Consider the following 1,339-nt stretch of genomic DNA (forward strand, 5'->3'; position numbering starts at 1 on the left):
GTAAAATATACCGAAGGTCTGTTAAAGTTACCCTTTTTTCTGAAAAACATATCAAAATCTTCTTCAAAAAGTTCTTGACATATCACCAGAATGCTTTTTATTTGAAACAGACATCTTCTCAGCCCCATATCACAATTCCCTTCTATGGAGAATGCTGCCTCTTTAAGTGGTATGACGTATGATGTTATATAATAAAAAAAATACACTGAAATTACACATAATTTGGTAATTTCAGTGTAACACGACGTCATACCTCTGTCAATAACAAAATCAGATTATTTTTGCATCTGTTTATCTCCTCTGCCCTGTTTTTTCCTGCATCGTTTTCATATGCTCCCTGCCTATCTCCCGCGCTCTGTCGGCATCACCGGCCTGGAGGGCATGAAACAAATCAATATGAAGATTCTGAGTTACGGTAAGCTCAAAGGAACGGCGGTATACATTCGTCGTATAGTTCAGTGCAATGGCCTTTTTAATTGTGGGAAGCATCCTCTCAATCACTATGTTTCCGGTCATACAGTAGACCAGGGAGTGGAATTCCATCTCACAGTCTGCCAGCTGATCGATCATGCGCTGATCGCTCTCATCCATTTTCAGCTCATACATGATCTCATTCATCTTTCTGAGAATTGCCTCCATCTCACTAAGCTGTCTTTTCGTCGCCCGTTGTGCGGCCAGATAACAGACCTCCGGCTCGATTACGCTTCTCGTTTCACAGAGATCCGGAATCAGCTTTTCCTCCGGTATAAACTCAAACCCATAGGGATCATCCGCAAGCCCCGGTATGGCGGCAACATAAGTTCCCTTCCCCCGCTCGATATAGAGGATGTTTTTGGATATCAGTATCTTTACTGCTTCCCTTATCGTAGTCCGGCTCACATTCAAATCATCCATCAGCTCATTCTCGTTGGGAAGCTTGGATCCCAATGCAAATTCACCTGTCATAATCTTAGTTTTTATCTTATCCGCGATATTCTGTGAAAGTGTAAATCCTCTTTCCATAGCCTGTACCATCCTTCGTTTCCCTGTAGGAATACGGCCGGTTGTGCCGCTTCCTGTCCTCTATATTATATATGCTCTTTCCTGCATTTGGCAATCACTTTTCCTCCCTTGACTCTTTTTTAATTAAAATTGGTGCGGGTAACTATTTAGTTAAGCAGGCGAGGACGCCGCCGGTACGGTCAGCGGACGGGGTGGTAAGGGGGATGAGTCTTTCGTCCTGAGGGAGTATTATCGTGAGTTGGGACTGCGGGCGAAGATAAAGTCTGCGGAGCACGCTCCCGCTCTGTGAAATGCATCGCGCTGCTAAGCTCGTAAGGGACCTCGCTAATCAGCGATG

Annotated in this window: 1 protein-coding gene; it reads right to left on the reverse strand. The window is 44.5% G+C overall.

The annotated features are described in order from the left end of the window. Positions 1 to 291 precede the first annotated feature (291 nt). The gene (locus KH180_RS16680) at positions 292 to 1,002 is read right to left on the reverse strand and encodes a FadR/GntR family transcriptional regulator (protein ID WP_003501539.1); all 711 of its coding nucleotides are present in this window, start codon (positions 1,000 to 1,002) and stop codon (positions 292 to 294) included. Positions 1,003 to 1,339 lie beyond the last annotated feature (337 nt).

The sequence above is a fragment of the Anaerostipes sp. genome, from assembly GCF_018381315.1.
In the GTDB taxonomy this organism is placed as follows: domain Bacteria; phylum Bacillota; class Clostridia; order Lachnospirales; family Lachnospiraceae; genus Anaerostipes.

Bases quoted from the DNA above. Each gene is read 5' to 3' on its own strand.
- KH180_RS16680 (WP_003501539.1), bottom strand. From the start codon at position 1,002: ATGGAAAGAGGATTTACACTTTCACAGAATATCGCGGATAAGATAAAA.